This is a genomic window from Dokdonia sp. PRO95, assembly GCF_000355805.1.
Taxonomy (GTDB): domain Bacteria; phylum Bacteroidota; class Bacteroidia; order Flavobacteriales; family Flavobacteriaceae; genus Dokdonia.
In genome coordinates, this window is sequence record NZ_CM001837.1 from 2416100 (window position 1) to 2441129 (window position 25030).

A 25030-nucleotide genomic window follows, 5' to 3' on the forward strand; every position below is an offset into this window, starting at 1 on the left:
TGTAGAGTCGTTTGTGGTTTGCCCAGTAACCGTTGGAGTGGTAGGCGCAGTTACGTCAATGACTAATTCATCTGTAGTAGTATCAGCAGCAGTATTTCCAACCGTATCTTCCACCGAAGCGCCTACATCATAAGTTCCATCTGGTAGTTCGCTTCCATCAGGTATTTGTAGTGACCAAGTATCATCACCGTTATCAGTGAGGTTTGTATCACCTTCGGTGTAGGTTATTCCGTTTACAATTACCGTCAGCTCATCATCGGAATCTGCCGTTCCTGTAATCAGCGGCGTAGTGTCATTTGTAGTTTGTGCTATAACCGTTGGGTTAGTTGGCGCAGTTGCGTCAATGGTTAATTCATCAGTTGTTGAATCCGAAGCAGTATTTCCAACCGCATCTTCCACCGAAGCGTCTACATCGTAAGTTCCATCTGGTAGTCCGCTTCCATTCGGTATTTGTAGAGACCACGTATCATCATTATTATCGATTAGGTTTCCATCACCTTCAGTGTAGGTTGCACCATTTACAATTACTGTTAGCTCATCATCAGAGTCTGCTGAACCAGTAATCAGCGGTGTAGTGTCGTTTGTAGTTTGTGCTATAACCGTTGGAGTCGTTGGGGAAGCAGAGTCAATGGTTAATTCATCTGTTGTAGTATCAGAGGCAGTATTTCCAACCGTATCTTCCACAGAAACCTCAACATCGTAAGTTCCATCTGGTAATTCGTTTCCATCAGGTATTTGTAAGCTCCACGTATCATCTCCATTATCTATGAGGTTTGTATCACCTTCGGTGTAGGTAACTTCATTTACAATTACCATCAGCTCATCATCAGAATCTGCTGTACCTGCAATCAGCGGAGTGGTATCGTTGGTGGTTTGTGCATCTACCGTTGGAGTTGTTGGCGCAGTTGCGTCAATGACTAATTCATCTGTGGTTGTATCAGAAGCAGTATTTCCAACCGTATCTTCCACAGTAACATCAACATCATAAGTTCCATCTGGCAGTTCACTTCCATCAGGTATTTGTAGAGACCAAGTATCATCACCATTATCGATGAGGTTTCCATCACCTTCGAAGTATGTAACACCATTTACAATTATGGTCAACTCATCATCCGAATCTGCTGTTCCTGTAATCAGCGGTGTGGTGTCGTTGGTGGTTTGCGCAGTAACCGTTGGAGTCGTTGGCGCAGTCGCATCAATTACTAATTCATCGGTCGTGTTATCAGAAGCAGTATTTCCAACCGTATCTTCTACCGAAGTGTTTACATCATAGGTTCCATCTGGTAGTTCGCTTCCATCCGGAATTTGTAAGCTCCAAGTATCATCTCCGTTATCGATGAGGTTTCCATCACCTTCGGTGTAGGTGATTTCATTTACAATTACCGTCAGCTCATCATCAGAATCTGCTGTTCCTGTAATCAGCGGAGTGGTGTCGTTGGTGGTTTGTGCATCTACCGTTGGTGTCGTTGGCGCAGTCGAATCAATGACTAATTCATCTGTTGTAGTATCAGAAGCAGTATTCCCAACCGTATCTTCCAAAGAAACATCAATGTCATAGGTTCCGTCAGGTAATTCGCTACCATTAGGTATTTGTAGAGACCAAGTATCATCACCATTATCAGTGAGATCCGCTCCAGTTTCAAGATAAGTAACACCATTTACAATTACCGTCAGCTCATCATCAGAATCAGCAGTACCTGTAATCAGCGGAGTGGTGTCGTCTGTGGTTTGCGGATTTACTGTTGGAGTAGTTGGAGCAGTAGCGTCAATTACTAATTCATCTGTAGTAGTATCTGAGGCAGTATTTCCAACCGTATCTTCCACAGAAGCATCAATGTCATAGGTTCCGTCAGGTAATTCGCTACCATTAGGTATTTGTAAGCTCCACGTATCATCCCCGTTATCTGTGAGATCCATTCCAGTTGTCAGATAAGTAACTCCATTTACAATTACTGTTAGCTCATCATCAGAATCTGCTGTACCAATAATTAGCGGAGTGGTGTCGTTTGTCGTTTGTGAAGTAACCGTTGGCGTAGTAGGCGGAGTAGCGTCAATTACTAATTCATCTGTTGTATTGTCAGAAGCAGTGTTCCCAACCGTATCTTCCACCGAGGCGTTTACATCATAAGTTCCATCTGGCAGTTCGCTTTCATCAGGTATTTGTAAAGACCAAGTATCATCTCCGTTATCTGTGAGGTTTGTGTCACCTTCGGTGTAGGTTACTCCGTTTACAATTACCGTCAGCTCATCATCAGAATCTGCTGTTCCTGTAATCAGCGGTGTGGTGTCGTTTGTAGTTTGTGCTGTTACCGTTGGAATCGTTGGGGAAACAGAGTCAATGGTTAATTCATCAATTGTATTGTCAGAAGCAGTGTTTCCAACAGTATCTTCTACAGAAGCATCTACATCATAAGTGCCATCTGGTAGTTCACTTCCATCCGGTATTTGTAAGCTCCACGTATCATCACCGTTATCTGTAAGATCAGCTCCAGTTTCCAAATAAGTTACTCCATTTACAATTACTGTTAGCTCATCATCAGAATCAGCAGTACCTGTAATCAGCGGAGTGCTGTCATTCGTAGTTTGTGCATTAACCGTTGGAGTCGTAGGTGCAGCTGCGTCAATTATCAACTCGTCTGTTGTAGTATCAGAAGCAGTATTCCCAACCGTATCTTCCACCGAAGCATCCACATCATAGGTTCCATCTGGTAGTTCGCTACCATCAGGAATTTGTAAGCTCCAAGTATCATCACCGTTATCTGTAAGATCCACTCCTGTTTCCAGATAAGTAGCACCATTTACAATTACTGTTAGCTCATCATCAGAATCTGCAGTACCTGTAATCATCGGAGTGGTGTCATTCGTAATTTGTGCAGTAACTGTTGGCGTAGTTGGAGAAGTAGCGTCAATGATTAGTTCATCAGTAGTAGTATCAGAAGCAGTATTTCCAACCGTATCTTCCACAGAAGCACCTATATCATAGGTTCCATCTGGTAGTTCGCTACCATCAGGAATTTGCAGAGACCAAGTATTATCACCGTTATCGATGAGGTTTCCATCACCTTCGGTGTATGTAACACCATTTACAATTACGGTCAATTCATCATCCGAATCTGCTGTTCCTGTAATCAGCGGAGTGGTGTCATTCGTAATTTGTGCAGTAACTGTTGGCGTAGTTGGTGCAGTAGCATCAATTACTAATTCATCAGTAGTAGTATCAGAAGCAGTATTTCCAACCGTATCTTCCACAGAAGCATCTACATCATAAGTGCCATCTGGTAGTTCGCTACCATCAGGAATTTGTAAGCTCCAAGTATCATCTCCGTTATCAGTGAGATCTGCTCCAGTTTCAGGATAAGTAATACCATTTACTATTACAGTCAGCTCATCATCAGAATCTGCTGTACCAGTGATTAGCGGAGTGGTGTCGTTTGTGGTTTGCTGATTTACTGTTGGAGTAGTTGGAGCAGTAGCGTCAATTATTAGTTCATCGGTTGTGGAATCAGAAGCAGTGTTTCCAACAGTATCTTCCACAGAAGCATCTACATCATAAGTTCCATCTGGTAGTTCACTACCATCAGGTATTTGTAAGCTCCATGTATCATCTCCGTTATCTGTGAGATCCGCTCCTGTTTCCAAATAGGTAACACCATTTACAATTACAGTCAGCTCATCATCAGAATCTGCTGTTCCTGTAATCAGCGGAGTGGTGTCGTTGGTGGTTTGAGCAGTAACCGTTGGCGTAGTAGGCGCAGTCGCGTCAATTATTAATTCATCTGTAGTAGTATCAGAAGCAGTGTTTCCAACAGAATCTTCCACCGAGGCATCTACATCATAGGTTCCATCTGGTAGTTCGCTACCATCAGGTATTTGTAAGCTCCACGTATCATCACCGTTATCTGTAAGATCTGCTCCAGTTTCCAGGTAAGTAACTCCATTTACAATTAGCGTCAGCTCATCATCAGAATCTGCAGTACCTGTAATTAGCGGAGTGCTGTCATTCGTAGTTTGTGCATTAACCGTTGGAGTAGTTGGCGCAGTAGCGTCAATTATTAATTCATCTGTAGTAGTATCAGAAGCTGTATTTCCAACTGTATCTTCTACCGAAGCATCTACATCATAAGTTCCATCTGATAATTCACTTCCATCAGGAATTTGCAGAGACCATGTGTCGTCTCCATTATCTGTAAGATCCGCTCCAGTTTCCAAATAAGTCACACCATTTACAATTACAGTCAGCTCATCATCAGAATCTGCTGTACCCGTAATTATCGGAGTGGTGTCGTTGGTGGTTTGAGCATCTACAGTAGGAATGGTGGGATTGTCAATATCTACCGTGTAAGCCTCACTATCAATAGCTGTGGCAGTACATAATGTACCGACAACCGTTATCGAAGCGTCAATGGTTGAATCTGCGTCAAGTACTAATTCAGCACCTGGAATGTCTCTAGCAAAGTTTAAACCTGCATCCAATAATGTAGTGTACTCTGTATTATTTACAGTGATCATTACTTCATCATTTTCTTGAGCATCTCCCGAAACTGTACCAGTAATGGTGATGTCATTATTTTGCTCAATACTATTTATAGTATCATCGGCTGTAATATTCTCTGTAAGATTTATAGAGATATTAGGAGTGTTTGCAAGAATAATAGAGACTTGTCTTAAATCGCCAGGACTATTCTCACAGCCAGTAGCTGGTTCTGTTGTAGAAATAAATATATTATCAGGATTGTTAGCATCATTTAATCCAGTTATTTCAAGCTTGCTATCATTGATTACGTAAACGATTCCATCTGCAGTAAGCCCATTAGTAATCTCTACATTTTTATTAGGATCAAAGTAATATTTGAAGTCATTTGAGATCGTACTTGACGGTACAATCTCTAGTACTTCAAGTAAACATATGGCAGTATCAAAACCTGCTACTAAGATATCTGAAGATTTTGGAGTAGGGTTAATTGTTACTAAAACTGGAGTTCGTACAGACGCTACAGTACATCCATTTGCCGTAGCAGCGGCATAGAAAGTGGTGCTTTCTGTCAATGATGAAGTGGTAAATGCCTCACCACTATCTACCGTAGCTAGTAAATTTCCACCTTGCTCTTCATCATACCACTCTTTTTGTGAGTTTGTAGTATCAGTAGTAGCAATAAGTTCTGCGGTGCTATTTTCACATAAAGTGATATTTTGAGAAGCTGCAGCAATTTCAGGAATGGCAGGAGTAACGGCTACATCGTATAAATCAAGTCGCTGACTTAATGAAGTGTTCAAGAGTGAGGAATAACTAACGACAATTCTATCTACAGGCGCAGATACATCAAGGCCAATGTCTACAGGAGTATTACTTTGTAATAAATTTATCAATTCCAGATTTAATAAGGACCCTAAGTCTCTCGATGCAATTAGATTTGAACCGTTATATGCTTCAAATTGGATATTATTTGCCACTCCAAGCGCTAATAAACTAGGATCGACAGCAAGTCTAATTTTGAAATCTTCTGTAGGTTGTGAAGCATTCTGAAAATAAATTACCTGCTCTACAGTCGCCGCTACAGATAATACACCTAAGCTTAACTCTGAGAATGTAGCGAGATCTCCATCAATTGCATTTTCAATATTTGTAACCCCAGCGCCTCCTAGATTTATTAAATCTAGATTAAGCCCAGTCCCGTCAAATGAGGTAAATGAAGGAGTGTTACAAATAGGTGCATCTGCCCCATAGAAAGCTCCATAAACTTTTAAAGAACGTTCTTGATTTAATCCAATTAAGGAACCTATACTATTTGTAATTTCTATACTGCTATATGGTTGGTCTGGTGTGAGTGCTATATAATAATCTCCCTGTGCATCGGTCACTATTTGTGTTCTAGCACCGCTAAATGTATTAGGGTCTGATGATACTGCACTTAGCACGGTAGTATTACCATTTAATGCCTTTACAGTAAATTCTTGATTACCTATTAGTACAATCCCCAATACATCTGCAAGTAAATTACCGAGACTACCGCCTAATAAGGATGGTAACAAATCATCTTCTGTTTCTATTTTAATGTATGATGTTGTATTTGCAGGCAGTAGTTCTCCATATGATAACTCAAGAACACCATCATATGCACCAAAAAAAAGTGTTCCAGAATTTGCTCTAACCTCGGCGAAATCTGTTAAATCTTGATTGGTAGCCAGATTGGCATCATCAACATTTTCTTGATTGGTTATAGTTGTCGCAAAAGTTTGTTCTTGCGCACTGACAGAAAAGCAGGCAAATAATAAAATAAATAGAAAGCCGCTCAGGGATGATGGAAAAGTAATTTTTCTCTTCATGATAGTAGTCTTAAATTATTTTAATAAAACATCTAACTAATGAATGTCGAGTACACATCATTAAAAACAATAAAATTGCAATTTGATTAATCGTATAAGAGTCCGCTTAATCAAAGTAATACCAGACTTCAGTTTTGTTTAGGACTGTTGTGAGGTATTTTAGTAATTAAGAACTTTTACTTGTATAAAATTGGTTGTAGATCGTTGATTTATACAAGTTTAATATGTAGGAAAATTATTGAAATGATTTCTTATTAGCAAGACTAAATACAACTAATGTGAATTAATTAACACTTAAACGTTATAAATTAGCATTTGACAGAATTTTACAAGTATAAAGCAATAGCATCAGTCACTTAAATTTAACCTATAGGTAATAAACTTTGCTTTCGCGAAAGCGTAATTAAACAAAATTGTTAAAATACAATTGTTTGTTTATCAAATTGTACTTGTATAAAAGTTGATACACATCATTTATAAGTTGAAAATGATCCATAATATTAGTAGATAAGACCAATAAGTAATCACTTAAATTTGCAGTAAGAGGAAAACCTCAGAAAAGAGAATACTGTACTATGGATATGCTACAATTAAGAACTGTAAATGTTGTGCAATACTTGCAACCTTTACGAGAAGGAGGATCACTTCCAGCTTTAGTCAAGGCAGACGATGATTATTTATATGTGCTCAAGTTTAGAGGAGCTGGGCAAGGAAAGAAAGCACTTATAGCCGAACTTCTAGGAGGCGAAATAGCCAGAGCGATAGGACTTCATGTTCCTGAGCTTGTTTTTATGAATCTAGATGATTCTTTTAGTAAAACAGAGCCAGATGAAGAGATTCAGGATTTATTGAAGTTTAGCGTAGGGTTAAACTTTGGGCTTCATTTCTTATCAGAGGCGATTACTTATGATCCCCTGGTGAGTACTGTGGATGCGCTTACAGCATCAAAAATAGTATTACTAGACTGTATTATCAGTAATATAGATAGAACCGCAAAAAATACAAATCTCCTGCAGTGGCATAATGAGATATGGGTGATAGATAATGGTGCGAGTTTTTATTTTCACCATGACTGGAAAAACTGGAAAAATCACCTAGAGCGTACTTTTCCGCTTGTAAAAGATCATGTATTGCTAGAGAAAGCAACACGCTTACCAGAAGCGGCAACTGCAATCAAAGAGCTATTAACGCAAGAAAAGCTAGAAGATATTATAGCACATATTCCAGAAGACTGGTTAATATCTGAGTTTGATACGATGATTCCAAATGATATGAGAGCTGCCTATCTTGAGTTTATAAATTCTAGATTATCAAAAATTGATATCTTAGTAAAAGAAGGAGATGATGCAAGATAAATATACCTTTGAGTACGCCACCATTAGAATTGTGCCTAAAGTAGAACGAGAAGAGTTCTTCAATGTAGGTGTTATTGTCTTTTCAAAAAAGAAAAAATATCTAGGAATAAAGTTTCATATATGTCCAGATAAGTGGAAAGCCTTCTGTACAGATGTAGAGATTGACAAGTATCAAGCATATCTAAAAGCTTGGGAACAGGTGTGTAAAGGAGCACCTTCCGGAGGTCGCATAGGCGCTATGGAACTATCAGACAGATTTAGATGGCTTACTGCTTGTAGAAGCACTATTATACAAAGCTCCAAAACGCATCCGGGTTTATGTGAAGATCCAGCGAGTATGCTAGAAGAGATCTTTGCTAAAAACGTGTTGTAACCTTATAAATCTTTTTAGTTGGCTTTCGCCAAAATTAACGATACCCACCCATGAAGAAAATACTTGTATTATTCTCGCATCCTAAATTTGAAAAATCTAGGGCAAATACGTCACTAGTATCACACATTCAAGATATGGAGAGTGTTACTTTTCATGATCTTTATGAGCAATATCCAGATTTTCATATTGACGTAGATGCCGAAAAGGAGTTGCTTGCTGCACATGATATCATCATATGGCACCATCCGTTATACTGGTATAGCTGTCCACCTTTAATGAAGCAGTGGATTGATATGGTGCTAGAATTTGGGTGGGCATATGGACCAAATGGTAATGCCCTTAAGGGAAAAACTTGCTTAAATGTGATTACCACAGGTGGATCAAAAGAGGTGTATTGTGCTCAAGGAAGCAATAGCTTTACCATCAATGAATTTTTAAGACCCTTTGAACAGACAGCAATCTTATGCGGGATGCAGTATTATCCACCATTTGCAGTCATGGGTACGCACCAATTGAACGACAATCAATTAGACACTCACTCAAGAACTTACAAATCATTATTAGAGTTACTGCAGAAGGAAGCTGTTGTACTAGGCGTAGATAACTGCGTATTTTTAAATGATTTACCAGAATTAAAAACTCACTAAATTATGACAGGAAGTATTCTTTTTGAAGCGATAGTATTTCTTGCGGGAGCAATAATTTGTGTGTCTATCGCAAAGCGACTAGGGCTGAGTTCTGTAATAGGTTATTTACTAGCGGGTGTGCTCATAGGTCCTTATGTCTTAGGTTTTATAGGTCAAGAAGGAGAAGATATATTACACTTTGCAGAGTTTGGCGTAGTTGTAATGCTCTTCCTGATAGGCTTAGAAATTGAGCCTAAGAATTTCTGGAACATGCGCAAGACCATCTTGGGCATGGGCGGACTGCAAGTAGGAGGGACTATGCTCTTAACATATTTCTTATTTACCTTCTTAGGTTACGACTGGAAGGTGTCTCTTGTAATTGCGATGGCAGTAGCACTATCATCTACCGCGATAGCCTTACAAACTATCAAGGAGAAAGGAATGATGGATACGACCTACGGAGCCTCTTCTTTTTCTATTTTACTTTTTCAAGATATTATAGTGATTTTCATGCTGGGAGCATTGCCATTACTTTCTACTGCGACCACTGTTGCAGGTGGTGAAGGTCATGGAGCATCTGAGAATTTACTGGATGGTTTGCCTATCGCTTTTCAAACCCTAGCAATTATACTATCTGTTGTAATTATTATCGTTGCTGGTAAGTATTTAATTGTACCTATGCTGCGTAAAGTGGCAAAAACTGGAGTGCGCGAGCTTCTCATCGCAGCTGCACTATTGATTGTATTCTCTATATCCTTTTTAATGGAATACGTAGGTCTCAGTCCAGCGCTGGGTGCATTTTTAGGCGGAGTGGTATTATCAAACAGCGAATTCAAACATGAGCTGGAGAGTACGCTAGAACCTTTTAAGAATCTACTGCTAGGTTTGTTTTTCATGGCAGTGGGAGCCTCTATCAATTTTATTGTGATTGCTAAAAATCCGCTAACTATTGGTGGGATATTAATTGCTATTGTAATCGTAAAGGCGATTGTATTATTTATTACTGGTTATATTTTTAAGCTAAAATTAGATCAGAAATTGCTACTAACTTTTAGCCTATCACAGATAGGAGAGTTTGCCTTTGTCTTGCTTTCTTTCGCGTTCAGTTTGCAATTATTAGAGCAAGATCAAATGGATATGATGCTCGTGATTACGGCACTTACCATGTCACTTACACCTATCACAGGGATGATCAATGAGCGATTTATATTGCCAAGAATAGGAACCAAAGAATCTATAAAACGACCTATGGATCACATCGCAAAGTCGCAAAATGTGATACTTGTTGGTTTTGGACATTTTGGGAGTACGATAGGGCGCTTTTTAAGATCTCATGGAGTAGAGGCGACTATATTAGATCAAGACTCAAATCGTGTAGATTTTCTTCGTAAGATGGGTTTTGAGGTGTATTATGGAGATGCCACGCGCATAGACTTACTAGAATCTGCAGGAATCGCTCAGGCAAAAATTCTAATTTGCGCCATAGATAACCCTACAGTAACCACACAAGTGACAAAGCTTGTCAAAGAAAAATACCCACACGTAGAACTCATGATACGTGCAAAAAATAGAAATGACGCCTATGACTTACTCAACTTAGGCATAGAAAATATTTACAGGGAGTCCCTAGATACCTCGCTCAGTATGGCCAGCGATGTATTGCATAAACTCGGTTTCAGAAAATATACCCTTAATAGGCAAGTGCAAAACTTCATAAAATATGATGAAGCTATTTTAAGACGTCTTGCCAAAGAACCTAAGAGAGGCACAGACAGTTATATTTTTGTCGCCCGTCAAGAATTAGAAAAGCAAGAACGCTACCTCAATGAAGATTTTAATCGAGGCATTGTTGCATATGATAATCACTGGGACAGTGAGCACATAAGAAAAACACTTGAGGAGCAGCAGCATGACGAAGATGAGGATCCTCAGATTTAAGGTCTAACCTTATTTAAATAAAAACTGCTCAAAGCTCCCTTTCGGGAAAATTTGAGCAGTTACTATTAATGCTATTAAAATGATTTAGTTCTTTTGGTTCTATTAATTGTCACAACTGGGATACGCATCAATCACATTGGTCAATATGAGTGCCGAAAAGTAGACGGCTATTTACAATCCTAGGATGTAACTTTCTATATTATTAGAAACCTGAACGATAAACCACAAAAGCAACCTAACGGTTACTTATTATCTCCATCCGCCACCTAAAGCTTCATATAAATCAACAATAGATACAAGTTGCTTTAGTTTACTGTCGATAACGTTAAGTTCGGCATTAAGAGCACTTTGTCTAGCCGTAAGTAAATCTAGATAAGTTGCATAACCGTTTTTTAAGAGCTCATCAGAATTTGCCTCTGCTGCGCGTAATGCAGTAACTTCTTTATTAATAAATTCGAATTTTTTAGTTTCTGCTTCATATTCAAATAATGCATTTGATACTTCAGTTCCCGCAACGAGCAATGTCTTTTTAAATGCTAGTAAGCTCTGTTCTTGTTGAGCAATAGCAACCTCACGCTGCGTTCTCAACTTTCGCTGATTCAAAAGTGGTTGTGTTAATCCGCCTATGACTGTTGCAAATAATGAGTTTGCACTCAAAAGCTCATCAATTTCAAGACTCTGGAAACCTCCTGCTGCAGTTAATCTTAATGAAGGATATAAGTTACTCTTTGCAACATTAGTTAGCTCAAAAGATTGAATCAGATCAAACTCGGCTGCCATGACATCAGGTCTATTAGTTAATAGTGATGCGGGTACTCCTAGTTTTAATTCTTCATCAAGTATTTGACTATCTAATGTGCTTCTCTCAAAGCGTTGTCCAGGTTTACCCAGTAAAATACTAAGGATGTTTTCAGTTTTAAATAGTACTGTTTCAAGATCTACTTGTAGCGCTTTTGCATTGTTATACTGTGCTATATTCTGGTCTACAGCAACCTGTGTAACCTGTCCAGCATCTTTTAAGGCTTTTATAGTTTCTACACTACGTTCTCTAGTTGCAACCGTTTCTTCTGTGATGGCTATCTGAGCATCTAGAGCAAGTAAGTTATAATAGGTGTTTGTAATACTTGCAACAAGCTGTGTTTTTACAGCTTGGTGACCCGCTACACTTTTTAAATATGCTGCTTGCGTAGCTCTTTGGTTACTTCTTATTTTTCCCCAGATGTCTGCTTCCCAAGATAGATTTGCTGTGATATCAAATTGATCTGTAGCTCTGTTGGTTAAAAACTGACCAAACTGCGTGTTCTCAGAGAGTACTTGGTGTGTGAAATTTGCTCCCACATTTACGGTAGGTAAATAACCAGCCTTTCCTTGTTTCGCGTAAGCTTGTGCAGCAACCATCTGTTGTATAGCGATGCGCACATCCATGTTATTTTCAAGTCCTTCTTGAATGTAAGACTGCAACTGCTCATCTGTAAATAAGGTTCTCCAGGATACATTTGCAATAGAAATACTATCTGTAGGAAGGTTATCTGTTCTATACAGTGCCTCTGTCTCAGCAGTAATATCTGGCTGTACATAGTCTTGCGCTACAAAGCAACTTTGAAATATGACAGCGACTACTAGCAAGAGTATAGGCTTGCTTATACTTTTATAGGTGATAGGTGATTTCATTATTCTTGTGTTTCAATAGTTTGTATTGCTGGTTTACTAGAAATGCGTTCTTGTAACCACTGAAAAAATATAAATAAGATTGGGATAACAAATACTCCTAAGATGGTTCCTATGAGCATTCCGCCTACGGCTCCTGTACCTATAGAGTTGTTTCCTTCAGACCCAACACCTTTAGCTAATACCAATGGCATTAATCCTAAAATAAAAGCAAAGGAGGTCATTAAAATAGGTCTTAGTCGAGATTTTGCACCGTTTATGGCGGCACTCACGATGTCCTCGCCATTTTTGCGCCTAGCGAGGGCAAACTCAACAATAAGAATAGCATTCTTAGCGAGTAGGCCTATCAGCATGATCAAAGCAATCTGGAAATAGATGTTGTTCTCTAGACCAAATAATTTGGTACTTATGTAGGCTCCAAAAACTCCAAATGGTAAAGAAAGTATTACCGCAAATGGCAATAAGTAACTTTCATATTGCGCACTTAATAAGAAGTACACAAAGAGAATACTCAACCCAAATATAAAAGCGGTTTGATTTCCTGCATTTACCTCTTCTCTTGTAAGACCAGAATATGCGACAGTATAGTTGTTAGGTAGCTTTGCAACCTCTTCATCTATTATTCTAATAGCGTCTCCAGTACTAAAACCTTCATTTGTAGCACCAGTGATAGAAGTAGAATTAAATAGGTTAAAACGAGTAACAGATTGTGGTCCATACACACGTTCTAAGTTTACAAACTGTGTGATAGGAGTCATCTCTCCAGAGTCTGTTCTTACATACATACTATTTAAATCTTCAACGCCAGCTCGATCATCAGGTAGAGCCTGAATATAGACTCTAAACTGCTTCCCAAACTTAGAAAAATCTGATGCATAAATACCTCCTATATATCCTTGTAATGTGGAGAAGATACTATTAATAGGCACTCCTTTTTCCTTAGCAAGAGGGACATTTATCTCCATCTCATACTGTGGATATTCTGTGCTAAAAGAGGACTGGGCATATTTAATTTCTGGATGTGACATTAATGCTGCAGCAAATTCTTTATTGGCAATGTCTAAGTCTTTAAACTCACCTCCAAACTTGTCTAATAAGTTTACTTCAAAACCAGATGAGTTACCAAATCCTCGAATACTAGGAGGAGAGAAGAAAATAATCTTAGCCTCAGGAATGTTTGCAACTATACCAAAGAGTTTACCTGTAATAGCAGTCGCAGATAGTGAAGGATCTTCACGCTCATCCCAATTTGCTAGTTTTATAATTCCAAAGCCGTAGTTACTTCCTGCACCATTTATTAAACTTCTACCTTTAATAAAGTTGACACCCACAACGCCTTCTAAGCTATCAATTCTATCATATAAGTCTAGCGTTACAGCATTTGTTCTGTCTAGTGATGATCCCGCTGGAAGTTCAATATTTGCAAAAATTATCCCTCTATCTTCATTAGGTACAAAACCAGTAGGAGTTGTTTTTGATGCCCAAACAATACCTACGATAGCAAGTGCTAATAATAAGACAGGCATCCATTTTTGTCTGTATAAGAATGAAAGCGAGTGACCGTATCTAGTTACTGTAGCGTTAAAACCTCTATTAAATAAGGTATAAAATCGCTGTAAAGGTCCTTTTCCTTTGAGTTCCTCATCATCTTTGTGTGACTTTAAAAGTAACGCACACAACGCTGGACTCAGCGTCAAAGCATTTACCGCCGAAATAAGTATAGATATAATAAGTGTAACCCCAAATTGCTCATAAAATACTCCCGTAGGTCCTGTAACAAAGGTAACTGGGATAAATACTGCTGCCATTACTAAGGTGATTGATATAATCGCCCCAGAGATTTCATTCATGGCAGTAAGTGTCGCTTTTTTAGGATCTTTTTCCCCTTCATCCATTTTAGCATGCACAGCTTCTACTACTACAATAGCATCATCTACTACAATCCCAATGGCGAGTACGAGAGCAAACAGGGTAAGTAAGTTGATAGAGTATCCAAAAACACTTAAAAAGAAAAACGTACCAATAATAGAAACAGGTACCGCAATGGCTGGAATAAGTGTAGATCTAAAGTCTTGTAAGAATAGAAATACTACTAAGAAAACTAATATAAAGGCTTCTAATAAGGTCGTAAGTACTTTATCTATAGATGCATTTAAAAATAAACTAGTGTCGTAAGGAACAAAAACTCCTAGCCCTTCTGGTAGATCTTTTTCTACAGATGCTATGGTTACTTTAATATTCTCAATAATCTCTCTTGCGTTAGATCCCTTTGTTTGGAAAATTCCCATAAAAACTGCAGGATGTCCTAAACTCACTGCATTTGATGCGTAAGATTGTGCATCTAGCTCGATCGTTGCTACGTCATCTAGACGTAAAAACTGTCCGTTCCCTAAAGCTTTGATGATAATGTCACCATATTGCTGTTGATCTTTAAAGCGGCCACTATATGTTAGTGTATATGAAAAAGCTTCTCCATTATTTTCTCCTAAAGATCCTGCTGCAGCTTCCAAGTTCTGTTCTTGTAATACCGCCTGTATATCTGATGGAATTAGTCCGTATGATGCAAGCTTCTCTGGCTTTAACCAAATACGCATTGCATAATCCTGTTGAGAAAATAAACTTACATCACCTACACCGCTTATTCGCTGCATCGCTGGAATTACGTTTATTTTTAAATAGTTCTGGATGAATGTTGCGTCGTAATCTTCACTTTCAGAATACATGGAGATAAACATCAAAGCACTTGTTTCTTGCTTTTGTGTAGTAACACCAGTTTGCACTACTTCTTGTGGCAGTAGTGGTGTAGCTCTAGAAACACGGTTCTGTACGTTTACCGCTGCAATATCTGCGTCAATCTCTTGATTAAAATAAACTGTAATCTCGGCAGTACCATTGTTTGATGCAGTAGAGGTGATGTAGGTCATCCCTTCTACACCGTTAATTTGTTCTTCAATAGGGATAATTACACTTTCTAATACTGTTTCTGCATTTGCTCCTGGATAAGAAGCAAGTACTTTTATGGTAGGTGGTGCAATATCTGGGTATTCTTCTATAGGTAAGCTAGTTATGCTTATAGCACCTAGTACCACTATGATAATAGAAATTACCGTTGAAAGCACGGGTCTTTCAATGAATGTTTTTAACATGTCTTGTGTTTTTTAAGTGTAACCTAGTTCTTAAATAGCGTTTGTATAGGCTTAGTAGCTTCCTCAAATGGAACTTCTTGCGGTGTGATAGTCATACCGCTTCTTAATTTTCCTACACCAGAAACGATGATAGTATCTGTGAGCTCGATACCTGATTCCACAACATATAGGTTGTCTACTATCGCTTTTACTTTGAGTATTGAAGTAGCTATTTTATTCTCATTGTCAACTTTAAAGAACATGATATTTCCTTGTTGTTCGTAGGTAGCTTCTTGAGGAATAACAATGGCATCCTCGTATATCGTTGGGATTTGAATTTTACCACTATTACCGTTTGTTAGTAATTGGTTAGGATTGTCAAAAACTGCTCTTAAACTTACGGTACCTGTACGTTGATCAATTTGACCGCTACTAGTTTGTATAGTTCCTTTCTCAGAATAGGTTGTACCATTTGCAAGTATTAAACTCACATCAGAAAAGTTTGCAAGCTTTTCGGCGAGATCTTTTCCTTCTGCTTGTTGTAAGAAGTCTAAGTACTGTTTTTCATTAAGACTAAAGAAAGCATAAACCTTACTTATATCACTTACAGTAGTGAGCGGTTGAGGATCTGCAGGACTAACCAGCGAACCTTCTCTATACGTAATGGCACCTACAAATCCATCTACAGGGCTTGTGATAGTTGCATAACCTATGCTTGCTGAGATACTGCTATAATTTGCTTTTGCTTGCGCTAGATTTGCTTTTGCAGTTTCTAATTGTACGGCACTTATGATATTCTTTTCTACCAGTGGCGTCAATTTATCAATTTCAACCTGAGCAACATTTACTCTTGCTTTTGCTGCACCAGCATCTTGATTAAGTGATTGTGTCTCAAGTCTAAATAATACTTGACCCTTACGTACTTTTTGACCTTCGTCTACTAGTACTTTCTGAATATATCCAGATACTTTTGCTCGTACAGCACTATTTACAATTCCTTCTAGACTTGTAGGGTATTCTTGGTAAGCGGTTACGGTTTTAGGCTCTAACTTCATTACTGGAAATGGAGCTGGAGGAGCTTGCTGTGCTGTAGCAGCGGTATCTTCTTGATTACCTCCACAACTTATTGTAATGAATAGCACAACAAGTGCAAGCAGGGTGAATGATGTATATTTTTTCATAGTACTTTATATTTCAAATTTGGCGTCTGTTAACTTTGTTCTTAGTATTTCTATAGAAGCGGTGGCTTCATCTAAAAATTTGATGTAATCATTATGAAAATTCAAATCAAACTTTTCTGCATCGTCACCATCATTTTGGAGATTTATTGTTTCCTTATAAGTCTTTATCTCTTCATGTAACTCTCGTACTTCTTTCCATTCATTCATGAGATTATCTACATGGTGTACTACCATATCCTTATTGATAATAAAGTACTTCTTACGATCACCCGTTTTTGTGAAATACTCTATTTTATTAAGGTCTTGTAGGTGATTGAGGTGTGTTGAAATCGTACTCTTACTAGCGCATAGTATATTAACCATGTCCTCAAAAGTGCTTCCTTTTTTTCCTGTAAGTATCGTATATGATAGTATGCGAGCTGCTACTGGAGCTAGTTGCTCTCGCTTTTCGATATGTACACCTAGTTTTTCAACGAGGGACATTTTTTCTTTACAAATTTTGTCTGTCATTATTCCTTCATTTATTCTCATCGCTCTATTGAACAAACAGATGAGATTCAAATACACGGCAAAATTAACCGTTAGTTCGGAACAAACCGAACCAATCGAAGTTAAAAAAAACATAATTAATATAGCTTTCGCGAAAGCGTAACAAAAACAAGGATATGTACCTTTTAAAAGAACAGCACAGCTCTGCAATCACTACATGTAGTTGGTACTAATTATTGAAATGTACCCAAATAGGTAAGCCATCCTCTTGAGAAAAGGACGGTACAGCGTGAATTTGCGGAATAGAACAGTAGAAGATTAGCTAAAATCCATTCCCAAATCTAAGTCAATATCATTTTTTACAGCAGTATCTTTATGAGCTGTAAATGTAGATTTTGGGGAAGTTTGAGTAGCAAGATGATCTGGAAGTTCCTCTAGAAAGTAGGCGCTATTTTCTCCTAGTTCTTCTTGCGTATCTGTTTTATGATGAAAGGCGTTAATGGATTCCGTAGCTCTTGTGATAATGAGTTCATTTTTTGCTCTGGTGAGCGCTACATATAGCACACGTCTATCTTCTTCTACTTCATCTAGATTCCCTAGACTGTAGGAGGAAGGGTAGGACTTAGGTGATACATTAAGAACAAAACAAACGTCTGCTTCAAGACCCTTAGCCGAGTGTACGGTAGAGATGGTGACGTGATCTTGATGATCTGTAGTAGTTAATTTACTGCCTTCTAAAGTGTTTTGACCTGAAACATGTGCAGCATTATCTAGAATCCCTTCTGAGATAAAAGCACCAAGCGTCGCATAGTTTTCAGAAAGCATTTCTAGTACAGGAAAATCTCCTTTGCGCTTTTCTGTCCAGTCTTTGCTGTACTTCATAGCAAGATCAAACTCCATAGCGTTGTACAATTCTTTGATGGCTTGTTTTACATTTCCTTTATTATCAAAAACTGTTTTGTAAAACTTAGATACTTTTTCTCCTTCGGTTCCAGAGATGATAGAGGTGAAGGTATCTGGTCTTATATCTTCTGGTGCGATTTGCATCACCTCCGTCATATAAGACGTTGCTTTTACAGCGCCAATACCGTGAATAAAAGTAAAAAAGCGAATCCACGCAATCTCATCTAGCGGATTATTAATCACTCTCAATACCGCTACTAAATCTTTTATGTGAGCAGCTTCAAGAAACTTCCGTCCGCCGAAGGTTTGATAAGGAATCTTCTTTTGCAGAAACACGGCTTGCAGTGGTCTTGTGTAGTATTGCGATCTGCTTAAGATTAGAAAATCAGAAAAGGAGCTTCCGCCACTAGAAAAGGCTTCTAGAATTTTATTGGCTATATAATTTGCTTCTTCAAATTGGTTATTCACATTCAAAATCACAGGCACTTTCCCAGGTCCTCTGCTTGAGATTAATTTTTTATTGTACTGTACAGGTGATTTTTCTAGTAACCAATTTGAGATATCAAGAATCTCCTGTGTAGAACGATAATTTTTGTCCAGCACTTTTACCGTCGCATCTGCTACGCGTTCCTTAAATAAGTGAACATTCTTAAAATCTGCGCCACGGAAACTGTAAATAGATTGGGCATCATCTCCCACGCAAAAGAGATGACAGATATGCTCAAAAGGCTTTAATAAAAACCATTGCAGCGGATTAGTATCCTGCATCTCATCAATCAAAATATGCTCGTAGGAGGAAGCCAGAATCTCTCTTGCTTTTTCATCTTTATTCAATCTATTTGCTATAACAAGCAGTAAATCGTCATAATCAAGGTACTGCTGTCTCTTCTTTTGTAGCTGGTACTCTTTAATAAGATGCTCAAGTTGTGGTCGCAGTGTGGCGATATCTTCGGTTACTTGGGGATCATCTTTTCCCTTATAAAGCAACTTACGTATGGTATCTGTGAGATTACTTCTTGTGTTACGTGCAAAGGAGAAGATATCGAGAATTTGCTGCGGCTTGATTCTTACTTTTCCATATTCCTCACTGGCATTACCGCATGCCATTTTCATCAAACTTAACTGATCATCGGGATCAATTACCGTAAAACTTGCCGCACCAAAGAGATTTGGGAACTTCACAATAAGCTGGTTACACCAGCTATGAAAGGTGCTACCATTAATCGCGCCGCTTGTACCAGCAGGTAACCCTGCTTTTACACGCTCTACAATCTCGCTCGCAGCTCTCTTTGTAAATGTGAGTATCTGTATCTTTTCTGAACGCACGCCAGATTTAATGAGATACTCCGCTCTACCTACAATAGTTTTAGTTTTACCAGTACCTGCTCCTGCAAGTAGGAGTAAGTGTTTACCATCAAAAGTAATGGCCTCACGTTGCTTAGTGTTATATGAATCTATAATAGCAGTTTTTTTATTTTCAAAGATAGGAAATTATTCATAATTTTGGATTTTATCCTACACTTCAATATATTGAGAAGAGCCTTCTTAGATCTACAAACTAACAGCAATAATTTAAAAATAGCGAGCGCTATTGCATTTTCTGTGGTCGTTTTTGATGATGAAGAGGAGCTGTATTATCATGAAAGCCTTATTAAACCGCTTCAAGTACTATCTCCAGATCAGGAATTCACTTACGGAATCACAAATAAAGCACTTAGAAAAGCGCCGTCTTTTATAGATATCGCGAGTTTACTCATCGAGAATTTAGAGGATTGTGAGATTGCATATTTTGATAATTTCTCACAGCAGTTGTTACGCAAGTGTTTTAGGGAGATTGGCTATCCACTAGGGAAGTCATCTCTTATTTTTAATGGGACTTCCTCCAGAAAGAGTAGCAGCGCTGCACAACTATCTTTTGAGGAAACTGCAGCTGTTCATTCGGTGGAATATGATTCTTCTAAGCCCGGTATGAATGCTAGAGGACTGGCTCAATTGTTTCAAATTAAGGCTGGTGTAGATGATAATGAGAATTACGCTTTCGCGAAAGCGGGAAATAACACCATCGCTACCACAAGCCTATATGACCATTTACCTAAAACAAGTGGCGTGTACTACTTTAGGAATGTAAACAACGAGGTGATTTATGTAGGAAAAGCAGTCAACTTAAAAAAGCGAGTGATTTCGCATTTTAAGAGCAGGTTAGTTTTTGAAAAGACCCTATGCAAGGAAACCGTCGCTGTAGAATATGTAGAAACTGGAAACGAATTAATTGCTTTACTCAAAGAGTCGGCAGAGATTAAACAGTTGACACCGATTTATAATTCGCAACAGATAGAGACCAACAACCCTTGGATTGTGGAATCTAAAATAGATGCCAAAGGAATCTTGAGAATTGTACCCACAGAAAAGAACTACACAGACTCCTGTCATACCGTTTCTTTTAATAGGAATTCTGTAATCCAGCAACTCAAACTATTACAAATAATGCATGCGCTATGTCCAAGATTTATGGGTGTAGAACGTACTGCTGGTTCTTGCTCTAGCAAAGCTTGTAAAGGCGTATGTAGGGGAGAAGAACCCAAGGAAATATACAATGCAAGAGTGTATAAAGCGCTGGAAACTCTCACAAGCAAAGAAGAAACCTATTACCTAGATCTCATAGGAAGAACCAGCAACGAGCGATCATTTGTGCTTGTGGTAGACGGGATTTATATGGGATATGGATATATTACAAATCAAGAGACGGTAAATACCATAGAAGACCTTGAGGCGTATCTTATTCCTCAAGAACACACCTATTATACGAGCAGGAGTATCCTTACTCACCTTAAAAAACGCGGAGTTATTAAAAATTTCTTAAGATAGCGCGCTTCAATTCCCATCATCTACTGACTTTTTAATGCGTTTATGTTCATTAAAAGGCACTTTTTTTATTTCGCTTATCTATTTGTTAGCATTAGCTACTAGTAGTTCACGCAAGATTTATTGCCTGTTGAACCCCTCTTTTTCTTTCCTCTTAATTAATCATATTTAATTTTTTTAAGCTTTAAGAACGCTCTAACACATGGCGTTAAATAAGATTAAATGTCATTTTTAAAGAAGGCATCCCTTGTAATTTTATAAAAAAAAGAGATGGAAAAGGATACAATAACGAAGACAGACATAAAGGATACAGATGAACGTCCTAACGGATTAGGGTATGGCGGAAGAGATAAACCATCATCCAAAGATCTTAATCAGAACGAGGAAGAGTAGCAAGAGTAATGGCTACAATGTACCGATAACGTACACATATTAACTAATCATGTGTTTCTCTTAACGAGACACTTTTAAAACTAAGAATTATGAAACAGACAACAGCAGAAGCAGCAAGAGAACAATCTCACATAGATATCGTAAATAATTTACAAAGTATTCTAGAGAAGAATTACGATGCAGAAGAAGGATATAAAGAAGCAATGCTCAAGGCAGATAATAGCTACTTAAAAGACTACCTCAAAAATAAAGCAGCAACAAGAGCAACATTTGCCACAGAGATCAGTGATATTATTTTAAAGCTCAATGAAACTCCAAAAGCTTCTGGAAGTACTACAGGAAGTATACACAGAACATGGATGAATATTAAGGATGCCTTTAGCTCAAACTCAGACGAGGGAATCTTAGAAGAGTGTATCCGTGGAGATAAAGCGAGTATAGATGAGTATAATGAGGTGATGGAAAACCAAGCATTTCCAGTTGAAATTACAAGCGTACTTACAAATCAATTGCTACAGGTAAAAAAATCTGTAAATGATATTAAGAAGATAGAAGACCTATTTTAAACCCTATCAAGTAAGAAAAAAGCCACCCTAGGGTGGCTTTTTTTTTGCTACCTTGGGTAGCAATATGATGTTTGGCAAATTTTTTAAAAAGATTAGTCGTTCCCAAAAGAGGTTCAAAACTGTGTGCTATATAAGCGAGCATACATCTGATTTAACTCATATGGAAATAAGTGCTCTTCTTAAGAAATCTCAAAAATACAATCTTGCTCACGGCATTAACGGTGTCCTTATAAGTGCGTCAAATAGATTTTTTCAAATCTTAGAAGGGGAAGAAAAGGATATTAATGCACTGTTTGAAAGAATACAAGCAGATGCTCGTCATACAAATATTATAAAGCTTTTCAATGCCAAGGTTAATCGGCCATTTTTCTCATCGTACAATAGTTCTTTTAGAGTAGGTCTAGGGAGTGATGAGATTACTGAGATAAATAAATACCTTTCGATTACTTCAAACCATCCCTTTGAAGCAAATGTTGTAGGTATTCTCAATTCTATGGCGCTATCTGCAAGAATAGGATAGAGGGATGAAGGTGGTGATTTAAACAGACACAGCTTTAATCAAACTGTTAATAATCATGGCTACCTTAACACTTCTCTTATTTCCCGTTAAAATATTCTTTAGGTTGTTATAATGTGTATTGAGACAATGCTTTGTGTTTTTAAATTTATATAAAACCAATTATTATGAAAGCACAAGCATATTTATCATTTGACGGAAATTGCCAAGAGGCATTAAATTTTTATAAAGGAATTCTAGGTGGAGAGGTAGTAAACCGCGAGACTTGGGAAGGAAAGGAAACAGATATTCCAGAACATTACCGCAACAAGTTGCAACACGCAGAACTTAAAGGAAAAGGATTTCACTTTATGGCGTATGATGCAGCACCAGATACACCGCTTACTTCAGGTAATAAGGTGTGTATGAGTCTAGATTTTAACGATACATCTGAGGCTCAATCTACATTTGAGGCGTTAAGCGCGCAAGGAAAAATTAATTCACCATTCCAAGAAACTAGTTGGAACGCTCATTATGGACGTTGCACAGACCAGTTTGGAGTAGAGTGGATGGTAAATGCCAAATAAATCCACAGAAAAAGCAAAGTAAAGCCCTCACTAGAGGGCTTTTTTAATCTTAAAAATAAAAATACATGGAAAACTGGATAACCGCATCAATGCCCATTTTAGGTAAAGTATTAATATCAATAATAGCCATATTTACAGTGATGATTATCATCACGCGCATTTCTGGCTTACGCACATTTGCAAAGATGTCAAGTTTTGACTTTGCATCAACTATTGCTGTAGGTTCTGTACTTGCATCCATTATTCTCAACCCAGACCAATCACTTCTTAAAGGAGGAATCGCATTAGCGGGTATTATTGCTTTTCAAACTTTATTTGCCTTGCTAGTAAGAAAAAGTTCATTCTTTAAAAATCTTGCTACTAATGATCCATTGCTGTTGATGAAAGATGGTAAGATTCTTTATAAAAATTTAGAAAAATCAAACGTAGGTGAAGGAGACCTCATTGCAAAACTAAGAGAAGCAAACGTGCTTGACTACAGTGAGGTAAGAGCTGTTGTGCTAGAAAGCACAGGAGATATGTCTGTACTTCACGACGATGGAGATAACAAGTTAAATGATAGTCTTTTAGAAGGGGTGAGGATTTGCTAGAAGTATCCGGTGTAGTTATTACGCTTTCGCGAAAGCGTAACTATATCCTTACAACGTCTGTAATATCTACTTGAACAGTGTTGAATTTTCTAGCTGTTTGCTCGCCTCTTCATAACCTATCTCAAATATTGCAGGAATACTACGCATACTGAAAGTACCAAACTTGGCTAACTTTTCTGGGCATATCAACAAATCACAATCCTTAAATTTATTGAGGCCTCTATGATGGAGATTAATCTCATACGCCCTGTTAAGAACTTGGTATGAATATTTTAGATTCTTCATAGTTATTGCCTCGAGCGGATTTACATAGCTACCTATGATAACATCACATTGAGGAACTAGAGGTTCTATAGGGAAGTCATCTATCACACCGCCATCAAAGTAATGAACGTCGTCTATCTCTATGGGAGTGAAAATCCCCGGAAAAGACGCCGAAGCAATAACAGGATTTATTAAAGGGCCTGAGTCAAAGGTGCGCAGTTGTCCAGTGAGTACCGTAGTAGCCGTAATGGATAATGGAAGCTGTAAAGACTCAAAACTATCTTCTATAAAATATGCCGATAAGTCCTTGTGAAACAGTGCAGAATCTAAAAAGCCTGGTTTCCTTCTCGCAAACCGCTTTATTGAGAAAACAGGCGTCGTTTTAAAAAACTCATATATTTTTTCCCAATCGTGACCAGCGGCATATAACGCACCTACAATAGCTCCAGCACTAGTACCAGAAATATGAGTGGGTTTAATGTTATGTTCAGACAGTGCTTTGAGCACTCCTAGGTGAGCAACACCTTTAATACCACCTCCAGAAAAGGAAAGTCCTATATTCATTTTTGAACTATTATAATGCTAAGATAGTAAACCTTTTAGCGGTTTATATCAATAGAATTTACAACTTTGCGCCATAACTCAAATCACCAGCATCACCTAGGCCTGGAATAATATATCCTTTTGAGTTAAGCTTATCATCAATAGCCGAAATCCACAAGTGGGTGTTGTCTGGAAATTCATTTTGTACATACTCAACTCCTTCTTGAGACCCTATTACAGCTATTATATGAATCTGTGCTGGTGTACCATGAGGTTTTAATGCCTCTAGTACATTTTTGAGGGTCTTGCCTGTTGCTAGCATGGGATCTATAAGAATCAATGTCTTTCCTTCAAGTGAAGGAGCAGCTAGGTAGCTCACGATTACCTCAAACTCATCATCATTATTAGGATGCTCTCTATAGGCAGATATAAAAGCATTTTCTGCACCGTCAAAATAATTGAGCAGTCCTTCATGTAATGGTAATCCCGCACGTAATATAGAACACAACACAATGTCTTGTTGTGGTAAATTCATTTCCTTTTCGCCTAATGGAGTTTGTACTTTCTTAGTTTCAAACTTTAATGATTTACTCATTTCATAGGCTAGAATTTCTCCTACACGTTCAATATTTTTTCTAAAGCGCATCGTATCTTTCTGAATATCATGGTCTCTCAACTCATAAATAAACTGATTGAGGATAGAATGGTCTTTAGAGTAATCGTGTATGTGCATGTCAATAATATTTT

18 protein-coding genes are annotated in these 25030 nt (G+C 38.0%); 10 read left to right on the top strand and 8 right to left on the bottom strand.

What is annotated here, in order from left to right; translation table 11 throughout:
* A partial coding sequence (locus D017_RS15000) for an Ig-like domain-containing protein (RefSeq protein ID WP_225969298.1) occupies positions 1–6324 on the bottom strand: 6324 nt, incomplete at its 3' end.
* Between the two features lie 575 nt (positions 6325–6899).
* Between D017_RS15000 and D017_RS10955 the strand changes: the two genes are divergently transcribed.
* Genes D017_RS10955 through D017_RS10970 form a run of 4 tightly spaced genes read left to right on the top strand, consistent with a single transcriptional unit; the run spans position 6900 to position 10616 of the window.
* Complete coding sequence (locus tag D017_RS10955; RefSeq protein WP_035336527.1) at positions 6900–7679, top strand: HipA family kinase; 780 nt, start codon at positions 6900–6902, stop codon at positions 7677–7679.
* On the top strand, positions 7669–8052 hold the full coding sequence (locus D017_RS10960; RefSeq protein ID WP_035336528.1) for a DUF3037 domain-containing protein: 384 nt from the start codon (positions 7669–7671) through the stop codon (positions 8050–8052). Before D017_RS10955 ends, D017_RS10960 begins: the two co-directional genes overlap by 11 nt.
* Positions 8053–8102: 50 nt before the next feature.
* Complete coding sequence (locus tag D017_RS10965) at positions 8103–8699, top strand: NAD(P)H-dependent oxidoreductase (protein ID WP_035336530.1); 597 nt, start codon at positions 8103–8105, stop codon at positions 8697–8699.
* A gap of 3 nt (positions 8700–8702) precedes the next feature.
* A complete protein-coding gene (locus D017_RS10970) occupies positions 8703–10616 on the top strand; it encodes a monovalent cation:proton antiporter-2 (CPA2) family protein (RefSeq protein WP_035336531.1) in 1914 nt (637 codons plus the stop codon).
* 249 nt (positions 10617–10865) lie between these two features.
* On the opposite strand, the gene D017_RS10975 is transcribed toward D017_RS10970, so the two are convergent.
* From D017_RS10975 to D017_RS10995, 5 genes are all read right to left on the bottom strand, one after another.
* Positions 10866–12287, bottom strand: a complete 1422-nt coding sequence (locus tag D017_RS10975; protein ID WP_035336532.1) for an efflux transporter outer membrane subunit — start codon at positions 12285–12287, stop codon at positions 10866–10868.
* Complete coding sequence (locus D017_RS10980; protein ID WP_035336533.1) at positions 12287–15430, bottom strand: efflux RND transporter permease subunit; 3144 nt, start codon at positions 15428–15430, stop codon at positions 12287–12289. Before D017_RS10980 ends, D017_RS10975 begins: the two co-directional genes overlap by 1 nt.
* A 23-nt stretch (positions 15431–15453) precedes the next feature.
* Entirely contained in the window at positions 15454–16590 is a 1137-nt protein-coding gene (locus D017_RS10985) for an efflux RND transporter periplasmic adaptor subunit (protein ID WP_035336534.1), read from the bottom strand.
* A 6-nt stretch (positions 16591–16596) separates the two neighbouring features.
* Positions 16597–17100, bottom strand: a complete 504-nt coding sequence (locus D017_RS10990) for a transcriptional regulator (RefSeq protein ID WP_035336535.1) — start codon at positions 17098–17100, stop codon at positions 16597–16599.
* 297 nt (positions 17101–17397) lie between these two features.
* Entirely contained in the window at positions 17398–19467 is a 2070-nt protein-coding gene (locus D017_RS10995; protein WP_051583879.1) for an ATP-dependent helicase, read from the bottom strand.
* A gap of 18 nt (positions 19468–19485) precedes the next feature.
* Here D017_RS10995 and D017_RS15005 point away from each other — a divergent pair, with 18 nt between their 5' ends.
* From D017_RS15005 to D017_RS11020, 6 genes are all read left to right on the top strand, one after another.
* Positions 19486–20847 (top strand): GIY-YIG nuclease family protein, encoded by a 1362-nt coding sequence (locus D017_RS15005; RefSeq protein WP_051583880.1) that lies wholly within the window; start codon positions 19486–19488, stop codon positions 20845–20847.
* 267 nt (positions 20848–21114) lie between these two features.
* Complete coding sequence (locus D017_RS15520) at positions 21115–21237, top strand: hypothetical protein (protein WP_262485441.1); 123 nt, start codon at positions 21115–21117, stop codon at positions 21235–21237.
* A gap of 89 nt (positions 21238–21326) precedes the next feature.
* Positions 21327–21803 carry a PA2169 family four-helix-bundle protein gene (locus tag D017_RS11005; protein WP_035336537.1) on the top strand — a complete coding sequence of 159 codons (477 nt, stop codon included), beginning with the start codon at positions 21327–21329 and terminating at the stop codon, positions 21801–21803.
* A gap of 67 nt (positions 21804–21870) precedes the next feature.
* Positions 21871–22323 (top strand): BLUF domain-containing protein, encoded by a 453-nt coding sequence (locus D017_RS15010; protein WP_225969342.1) that lies wholly within the window; start codon positions 21871–21873, stop codon positions 22321–22323.
* Positions 22324–22487: 164 nt separating this feature from the next.
* Complete coding sequence (locus D017_RS11015) at positions 22488–22886, top strand: VOC family protein (protein ID WP_035336539.1); 399 nt, start codon at positions 22488–22490, stop codon at positions 22884–22886.
* Positions 22887–22951: 65 nt separating this feature from the next.
* Positions 22952–23476, top strand: a complete 525-nt coding sequence (locus tag D017_RS11020) for a YetF domain-containing protein (protein WP_035336541.1) — start codon at positions 22952–22954, stop codon at positions 23474–23476.
* Positions 23477–23542: 66 nt separating this feature from the next.
* Here the strand turns inward: D017_RS11020 and D017_RS11025 are convergent, their stop codons facing one another.
* Positions 23543–24304, bottom strand: coding sequence for a patatin-like phospholipase family protein (locus D017_RS11025; RefSeq protein ID WP_035336543.1), 762 nt, complete (start codon positions 24302–24304; stop codon positions 23543–23545).
* A 58-nt stretch (positions 24305–24362) separates the two neighbouring features.
* Positions 24363–25016 (bottom strand): uracil phosphoribosyltransferase, encoded by a 654-nt coding sequence (upp, locus tag D017_RS11030; RefSeq protein ID WP_035336544.1) that lies wholly within the window; start codon positions 25014–25016, stop codon positions 24363–24365.
* Positions 25017–25030: the final 14 nt, after the last annotated feature.

Excerpts from the sequence above, each read along its gene's own strand:
- D017_RS10955 (WP_035336527.1), top strand. The coding sequence starts at position 6,900 with ATGGATATGCTACAATTAAGAACTGTAAATGTTGTGCAATACTTGCAA.
- D017_RS10960 (WP_035336528.1), top strand. The coding sequence starts at position 7,669 with ATGCAAGATAAATATACCTTTGAGTACGCCACCATTAGAATTGTGCCT.
- D017_RS10965 (WP_035336530.1), top strand. The coding sequence starts at position 8,103 with ATGAAGAAAATACTTGTATTATTCTCGCATCCTAAATTTGAAAAATCT.
- D017_RS10970 (WP_035336531.1), top strand. The coding sequence starts at position 8,703 with ATGACAGGAAGTATTCTTTTTGAAGCGATAGTATTTCTTGCGGGAGCA.
- D017_RS10975 (WP_035336532.1), bottom strand. The coding sequence starts at position 12,287 with ATGAAATCACCTATCACCTATAAAAGTATAAGCAAGCCTATACTCTTG.
- D017_RS10980 (WP_035336533.1), bottom strand. The coding sequence starts at position 15,430 with ATGTTAAAAACATTCATTGAAAGACCCGTGCTTTCAACGGTAATTTCT.
- D017_RS10985 (WP_035336534.1), bottom strand. The coding sequence starts at position 16,590 with ATGAAAAAATATACATCATTCACCCTGCTTGCACTTGTTGTGCTATTC.
- D017_RS10990 (WP_035336535.1), bottom strand. The coding sequence starts at position 17,100 with ATGACAGACAAAATTTGTAAAGAAAAAATGTCCCTCGTTGAAAAACTA.
- D017_RS15520 (WP_262485441.1), top strand. The coding sequence starts at position 21,115 with ATGGAAAAGGATACAATAACGAAGACAGACATAAAGGATACAGATGAA.
- D017_RS11005 (WP_035336537.1), top strand. The coding sequence starts at position 21,327 with ATGAAACAGACAACAGCAGAAGCAGCAAGAGAACAATCTCACATAGAT.
- D017_RS15010 (WP_225969342.1), top strand. The coding sequence starts at position 21,871 with ATGTTTGGCAAATTTTTTAAAAAGATTAGTCGTTCCCAAAAGAGGTTC.
- D017_RS11015 (WP_035336539.1), top strand. The coding sequence starts at position 22,488 with ATGAAAGCACAAGCATATTTATCATTTGACGGAAATTGCCAAGAGGCA.
- D017_RS11020 (WP_035336541.1), top strand. The coding sequence starts at position 22,952 with ATGGAAAACTGGATAACCGCATCAATGCCCATTTTAGGTAAAGTATTA.
- D017_RS11025 (WP_035336543.1), bottom strand. The coding sequence starts at position 24,304 with ATGAATATAGGACTTTCCTTTTCTGGAGGTGGTATTAAAGGTGTTGCT.
- upp (WP_035336544.1), bottom strand. The coding sequence starts at position 25,016 with ATGCACATACACGATTACTCTAAAGACCATTCTATCCTCAATCAGTTT.